The sequence below is a fragment of the Mesorhizobium sp. M7A.F.Ca.CA.002.05.1.1 genome, from assembly GCF_003998335.1.
Lineage (GTDB): Bacteria > Pseudomonadota > Alphaproteobacteria > Rhizobiales > Rhizobiaceae > Mesorhizobium.
Window position 1 is genome coordinate 1 of sequence record NZ_RZQI01000273.1, and the last position, 6,659, is coordinate 6,659.

The following is a 6,659-nucleotide window of genomic DNA, read 5'->3' on the forward strand; positions in this document are numbered from 1 at the left end:
CCTCAAGGGAATGTCCCCGATGGTGATCGTGCTGAGGCATGCCCTGCCCAATGCCTGGGCTCCGATCGTCACTGTGGTGGCGTTCAACCTGGCGTATCTCATCGTCGGAGTGGTCGTGGTCGAGGTCGTTTTCGTCTACCCCGGCATCGGCCAGCTGATGGTTGACGCGGTGAAATCCAGGGATGTTCCGGTTGTCCAGGCCTGCGCCCTGATTTTCGCCGCGACTTACATCCTTCTCAACCTGCTAGCCGACATTATTTCCATCGCCACCAATCCCAGGCTCTTGCACCCACGATGACCAGATCCGAATCTGTCGCGGCGGTTCAAAGGCTGAGGCGCTCGCGTGCCACCCGGGCGAAAACTGCGCTGAAGAAGGCACCGTTCAGCGCATGGTTCGGCATCGTCGTGATCCTCGGCTACGTCTTTGTTGCGGTCTTCGCGCACTGGATAGCCCCATATGGCGAGACGCAGGTTTTCAGCGAAGCCTTCGCGCCGTGGAGCCAGGAGTTCAAACTGGGAACCGATCAGCTCGGCCGCGACATGCTCACCCGCTTGATCTACGGTGCGCGCAATACCATCGCTATCGCGGTCGCGACCACGTTACTGTCCTTCGCGGTCGGCGTCTCGCTCGGCCTTCTTGCCGCATTGTACAGGGGGTGGCTCGACCAGATCTTGTCGCGTGCAGTGGACGTGCTGATGTCAATCCCGAGTCTGATCTTCGCGCTGGTGCTGCTGACGATCTTCGGCTCGTCGATCACGAGCCTGATTGTCATCATTGCGCTTCTGGATTCCACCCGGGTCTTTCGGCTTTCTCGCGCCGTCGGGCTTAACGTGGCGGTGATGGAATATGTCGAGGTGGCACGATTGCGCGGCGAGGGACCGAAATGGATCATCGCCAAGGAAATCCTTCCCAATGTCATGCCGCCACTGGTCGCCGAGTTCGGCTTGCGATTCTGCTTCGTCTTCCTGACAGTCGCGGCGCTGTCGTTTCTCGGCGTCGGTATTCAGCCGCCGACGGCCGATTGGGGATCAATGGTGCGCGAGAACGCGACCCTGATCACCTACGGCGATGTCACCCCGCTACTTCCGGCCGGCGCGATTGCTCTCCTTACCGTGTCCGTGAATTTCGTGGTGGACTGGTTCCTGCAAGCAACAAGCGGGTTGCGGGATGAAAAGTAGCGGCCCAGGCCCACGCGAAAAAGGAAAGGATCTGCTTCAAATCCGCAATCTGCATGTGGAGGGGTTCTCGGATGAGCGGTGGCATCCCATTGTCCACGGGGTCGATCTGACGCTGAAGCGGGGCCAGGTTCTTGGGCTGATCGGAGAGTCAGGCGCCGGCAAGTCTACCATTGGCCTTGCCGCAATGGGTTATGCCAAGCCGGGCTGCCGGATCACGCAAGGCTCGGTCCTGTTCGACGGGATTGATCTTCTGGCAGTCAATGAAAAAGGGCGCCGTCGCCTCAGGGGCTCCCGCATTGCCTATGTCGCGCAAAGCGCGGCTGCCTCTTTCAATCCGGCACATCGGCTCTTGGAACAAACCGTCGAAACCGCGGTGGCGCATGGACTTGCCGGCCGGGAAGAGGCGAACCGGAGCGCCGTCGATCTTTATCGACGCCTTCAACTCCCAGAACCGGAGACCATAGGCTTTCGTTATCCTCATCAGGTCTCCGGCGGGCAGTTGCAACGGGCAATGACAGCGATGGCAATGGCTTGTCGTCCGGACCTCATAATATTCGACGAGCCAACAACGGCGCTCGACGTGACCACGCAGGTTGAAGTTCTAGCTTCCATTCGCAACATCGTGGAGGAACTCAGCACCGCTGCAATCTATGTGACGCATGACCTGGCGGTGGTGGCGCAAATGGCGGATCGTATCATGGTTCTGCGCCACGGACGTACCGTGGAGGAGGCAGACACACGCCAGATGCTGGCCTCACCCAGCCAGGAATATACAAAAACGCTCTGGGCCGTACGCAAGCTCGCCAAGCCCGAAGTTCCAGCCGATGACTATCTGCTGACGATAGACAACGTTACCGCGGCCTATGCAGGAAAGGTCAAGGTGCTCCAGGATGTCTCCATCAAGGTTCCGCGCGGAAGAACCGTGGCTGTGGTCGGCGAATCCGGTTCGGGGAAATCGACGCTCGCTCGAGTCGTCACCGGCCTTTTGCCGCCAATTTCAGGCTCGATTTCTTTTGCCGGCCAGCTTCTTTCCACGGGCCTGAAGACGCGGCCGAAAGAGGTCCTGCGCCGCATACAGATGATTTATCAGATGCCCGACAACGCCCTGAATCCGCGCCAAACGGTCGAAGAAGTCATAGCTCGGCCGCTCGAATTCTACCTCGGCCTTAAGGGCGCGCGGAGGGATCGCCGGATCGGCGAACTTATGCACATGGTCGAGATGAGCGAAGATTTTCTGGAACGCCTGCCTGGCGAGCTGTCGGGTGGCCAAAAACAGCGCGTCTGCATTGCCCGGGCGTTGGCTGCCGATCCGGAGCTTATCATCTGCGACGAGATCACGTCCGCGCTCGACCAGATCGTCCAAGAGGAAATTCTCAAGCTTCTCATACGTCTCCAACGTGAACTCGGAATGAGCTACATCTTCATTACCCATGACATTGCTACGGTGCGCGCGATAGCCGACGAAATCGTCGTCATGCACCGCGGCAAAGTCGTCGAGCAGGGATTGAAGAGCGAAGTTCTCACGCCACCGCACGCGGCCTATACCGAACGGCTTTTGTCCTCTGTTCCGGAAATGAATCCGGACTGGCTGACAAGGCTGCTGGCCAGCCGGAAGATCTGACGGATCGGCTATCCGCGCCCGGCATGTTCCTCACTGTCAGCTTCCTGGAGCGCTAACGCTGCTCGATCAGCGTCTTCGCCGCATCTTTCCCCACCGAGAGGATGCGATCGGACAATTCCGTTCCGCCCACGGCGCGGGCCATTTGCAGCGTGCCGAGGAGCGTTGCGAAGACAGCCAGCGCCACGCCCTCCGGATCCTTGGCCTGCGGTAGCGCTTGCGCCAACTGGCGCACCAAAGCCAGCAGGTGGTCTGTATAGGCTTCACGCGTCTCAGGCGGCTGACGGGCGAGCTCCGGCAGCAGCGCGGCTGACGCGCAGCCCTTTCCGGGATTGTCCCGGTGCTCGGCCGACAGATACGTGCCGATGGCCATCTCCACGCCCGAAGCTAATGCTTCTGCCAGTTGCTGCGCCTGAAGCTCCATCGCCGCCGCCACGCTTTCGCGGACAAGCTGCGCCTTGGATTGAAAGTGCGGATAGAAGGCGCCGTTCGTCAGCCCGGCGTCGCTCATGATGGTCGCCAGTCCGGACGCGGCGATGCCGTCGCCGCGAAAGCGTTCTGCCGCGACCTCCAGGATCCGTCCGCGCGAGGCGTCCTTCCGGCCCTTTTCGTAGCGCATGGCTGCTATTCCTTTCTGCTATTGCATTATGAGTGTAATCTGATATTACGACTGTAATTCAACGGGCGCAAAAAAGCTAGCCCTCATGATTTTGGAGCACGAAATGAATGCGAATTCCGAAAAAACCGCTGTTGTGACGGGAGCCTCTTCGGGCATTGGCCGCGCCAGTGCCGAGGCTCTGGCAAAGGCGGGGTTCACAGTCTTCGGAACCAGCCGGCGCAAGGCCGACAACGGCCCGGACGGGGTGACCATGCTGGTTTGCGACGTGACCGACGGTGAGGCCGTTGCCGCACTCGTTTCTACGGTGCTGTCGCAGACCGGCCGGATCGACCTCTTGGTCAACAATGCCGGCGTCGGCCAGCTTGGAGGCGCCGAGGAATTCTCGATTGCACAGGTGCAGGCCTTGTTCGACGTCAATCTGTTCGGCGTCATCCGCATGACCAATGCGGTGCTGCCGTCGATGCGGCGGCGTGGCGAGGGGCGCATCGTCAATATCGGCTCTGTGCTGGGACTGGTGCCGGCGCCGTATTCAGCGCATTATTCGGCGGTCAAGCACGCGCTCGAGGGCTATTCGGAATCGCTCGACCACGAGGTTCGTGCCTTCAGTATCCGCGTCTCGGTCATCGAGCCGGCATTCGTTCGCACTGTCTTCGACCAGAACGGGATCCAACCGGATTCGCCGTTGCAGGAATACGATCAGGCTCGAGCTACGCTGGAAGCGCTGCTTCGCGATGTGATGCCTGTCGCCGATCGGCCCGAAGTGGTGGCGCAGGTGGTCGTCAAAGCAGCGACCGATGCCCGTCCGCAACGGCGCTACACCGCCGGCAGGGCAGCGCGCCAGGTCAGCCTGCTGCGTCGCTTTGCTCCCGCGGGGATATTCGACAAGAGCCTGCGCAAACAGTTCCGCCTGCCGGTTTGAACAACAGCGAGCAGAGGATTTTACGCACATGCGACTGGCAACGACAACACGATTGGCCAGCCCCCGCAAGGCGGAGGTGCCAAGCATGACACATGGGTTCAAGCGGTCGCCCCACTTACGGGCATCGTTCCAGGACACGCCAACGCACTCCGTCGATGTCGGCGGCACGGCATTCGTCTATCGGCAGCTCGGACCAAGGACGGGCGTGCCGGTAATCCTGCTGAACCATCTCGGCGCTCAACTGGACAATTTCGATCCACGCATCGTCGATGGCCTCGCCGCGACCCGGTGGGTGATTGCCTTCGACAACAGGGGCGTTGGTGCTTCAGGCGGCAAAACGCCGTCACGCATCGCCGAGATGGCACGGGATGCGGTCGCCTTTGTCCGGGCGCTGGGGTTCGATCAAGTCGATCTCTTCGGTTTCTCGCTCGGCGGCTTCGTGGCGCAGGAGATCGTGCTGACCGAGCCCAGGCTTGTGCGCAAGCTCATCCTGGCCGGCACCGGGCCGGCCGGCGGCCAAGGCATCGACAAGATGACGCCACTGACGATCGTGGACATGATCAAGGGTGCGCTGACTTTTCGGGATCCGAAATACTATCTGTTTTTCACCAGAACGGTGAACGGGCGCCGCGCCGCGAAGGCGTTCCTGCAGCGGCTGACAGAGCGCAAGGCCGACCGCGACAGGCCGATATCGCTTAGCGCGTTCGGCGCGCAACTCCGGGCGGTGAAGGCTTATGGACTACAGGCGCCGCAAGATTTGAGCGTCATCCGCGTCCCTGCGCTGATCGCAAATGGCGATCACGACAGGATGGTGCCGAGCGTCAATACCCACGATCTCGCCCGCCGCATTCCGGGGGCGCAATTGGTGATCTATGCGGATGCCGGCCATGGCGGGGTGTTCCAGAACCACGCGAATTTCGTTCCGAAAGCATTGGCCTTTCTCGAGGCCTGACACCCCTCACCGGGCGGCTTTCGTCCCGAACATCAACAATCTCTCAGAAAGTCACTGCCATGAAGGCATTCGTCGTCGACAAATACAGCAAGAACGGCACGCTGCGGCTGGCCGAAATGCCGGAGCCGAAACTCGGGGACAGTGATGTCCTGGTCGAGGTCCACGCCGCGGCGGTGAACCTGCTCGATTCCAAGGTCAAAACCGGAGAGTTCAAGCTGATCCTGCCCTATCGCCGGCCGTTCATCCTGGGTCACGACGTGGCCGGGAGGGTTGTCCGCGTGGGATCGAAAGTCCGCAAGTTCAAACTCGGCGACGACGTCTATGCGCGGCCGCGCGATGGCCGGATCGGGACGTTCGCCGAGTTCATAGCCATGGATGAAGCCGACGTGGCCCTGAAGCCCGGGAACCTCAGCATGGAGGAGGCGGCCTCGATCCCGCTGGTCGGCCTGACCGCCTGGCAGGCGCTCATCGAAAGGGCCAGCCTGAAGAGGGGACAGAAGGTCTTCATTCAAGCCGGATCCGGCGGCGTGGGGACATTCGCCATCCAACTGGCAAAGCATCTCGGCGCGACCGTTGCGACCACCGCCAGCGCGGCGAGTGCCGGTCTGGTCAAGGGGCTCGGCGCCGATGTCGTCGTCGACTACAGGAAAGACGATTTCGAAAAAGTCCTGTCGGGCTACGACGTCGTCTTGAACAGCCAGGACGCCAAGACACTTGAAAAGTCACTGAATGTGCTGAAACCGGGAGGCAAGCTCATCTCCATCTCCGGCCCACCGGATCCGGACTTCGCCAGGGAAAAGGGACTGAACATGGTGCTGAGGCTGGTGCTTCGCCTGCTGAGCCGCGGTATTCGAGCGAGAGCCAAGCGCCGTGGCGTGACGTTCTCGTTTCTCTTCATGTGGGCGCAGGGCGAGCAGTTGAGCAAGATCGCATCGCTCATCGAAGCCGGCGCGATCCGCCCGGTCGTCGATCGGGTCTTTCCCTTCGAGGCGACCAACGAGGCGCTGGCCTATGTCGAAACAGGACGCGCCAAGGGCAAGGTCGTCATCAAGGTCCGATAGCAACTCAGCTGCGATCGAGGTCAGCCGCGCCGGGCTGCATCGATCGCCGCGACGTCGATCTTCGTCATCTCCATCATTGCATCAAAGGCGCGTTTGGCTTCCTCGCCGCCGGCCGCCATGGCCTCGGTCAACGTGCGCGGCGTGATTTGCCAGGACACGCCCCATTTGTCCTTGCACCAGCCGCACGCGCTCTCCTGGCCGCCATTGCCGACGATGGCGTTCCAGTAGCGGTCGGTTTCCTGCTGATCGTCGGTGGCGATCTGGAACGAGAAGGCCTCGCTCTGCTTGAATGTGGAGCCGCCGTTCAATCC

At 61.2% G+C, this 6,659-nt stretch carries 8 protein-coding genes; 6 read left to right on the plus strand and 2 right to left on the minus strand.

The window, feature by feature from the left end; genetic code table 11:
* From EN939_RS15700 to EN939_RS15710, 3 genes are all read left to right on the plus strand, one after another.
* Window positions 1–298: ABC transporter permease subunit (locus EN939_RS15700; RefSeq protein ID WP_127268721.1), on the plus strand; the 298-nt coding region annotated here is incomplete at its 5' end.
* Window positions 295–1,179 carry an ABC transporter permease gene (locus EN939_RS15705; protein WP_127268722.1) on the plus strand — a complete coding sequence of 295 codons (885 nt, stop codon included), beginning with the start codon at window positions 295–297 and terminating at the stop codon, window positions 1,177–1,179. The genes EN939_RS15700 and EN939_RS15705, both read left to right, overlap by 4 nt.
* Window positions 1,169–2,800 (plus strand): ABC transporter ATP-binding protein, encoded by a 1,632-nt coding sequence (locus tag EN939_RS15710; RefSeq protein WP_127268723.1) that lies wholly within the window; start codon window positions 1,169–1,171, stop codon window positions 2,798–2,800. Before EN939_RS15705 ends, EN939_RS15710 begins: the two co-directional genes overlap by 11 nt.
* 52 nt (window positions 2,801–2,852) lie before the next feature.
* Here the strand turns inward: EN939_RS15710 and EN939_RS15715 are convergent, their stop codons facing one another.
* Window positions 2,853–3,416: a TetR/AcrR family transcriptional regulator gene (locus tag EN939_RS15715; protein ID WP_127268724.1), complete on the minus strand. Its 564-nt coding sequence runs from the start codon at window positions 3,414–3,416 to the stop codon at window positions 2,853–2,855.
* 103 nt (window positions 3,417–3,519) lie between these two features.
* Here EN939_RS15715 and EN939_RS15720 point away from each other — a divergent pair, with 103 nt between their 5' ends.
* From EN939_RS15720 to EN939_RS15730, 3 genes are all read left to right on the plus strand, one after another.
* Window positions 3,520–4,335: an oxidoreductase gene (locus tag EN939_RS15720; RefSeq protein WP_127268725.1), complete on the plus strand. Its 816-nt coding sequence runs from the start codon at window positions 3,520–3,522 to the stop codon at window positions 4,333–4,335.
* Between the two features lie 85 nt (window positions 4,336–4,420).
* A complete protein-coding gene (locus tag EN939_RS15725; protein WP_127268726.1) occupies window positions 4,421–5,287 on the plus strand; it encodes an alpha/beta fold hydrolase in 867 nt (288 codons plus the stop codon).
* A gap of 59 nt (window positions 5,288–5,346) precedes the next feature.
* A complete protein-coding gene (locus EN939_RS15730) occupies window positions 5,347–6,348 on the plus strand; it encodes an NADP-dependent oxidoreductase (protein ID WP_127268727.1) in 1,002 nt (333 codons plus the stop codon).
* A 20-nt stretch (window positions 6,349–6,368) separates the two neighbouring features.
* Here the strand turns inward: EN939_RS15730 and EN939_RS15735 are convergent.
* Window positions 6,369–6,659: VOC family protein (locus tag EN939_RS15735; RefSeq protein WP_206528294.1), on the minus strand; the 291-nt coding region annotated here is incomplete at its 5' end.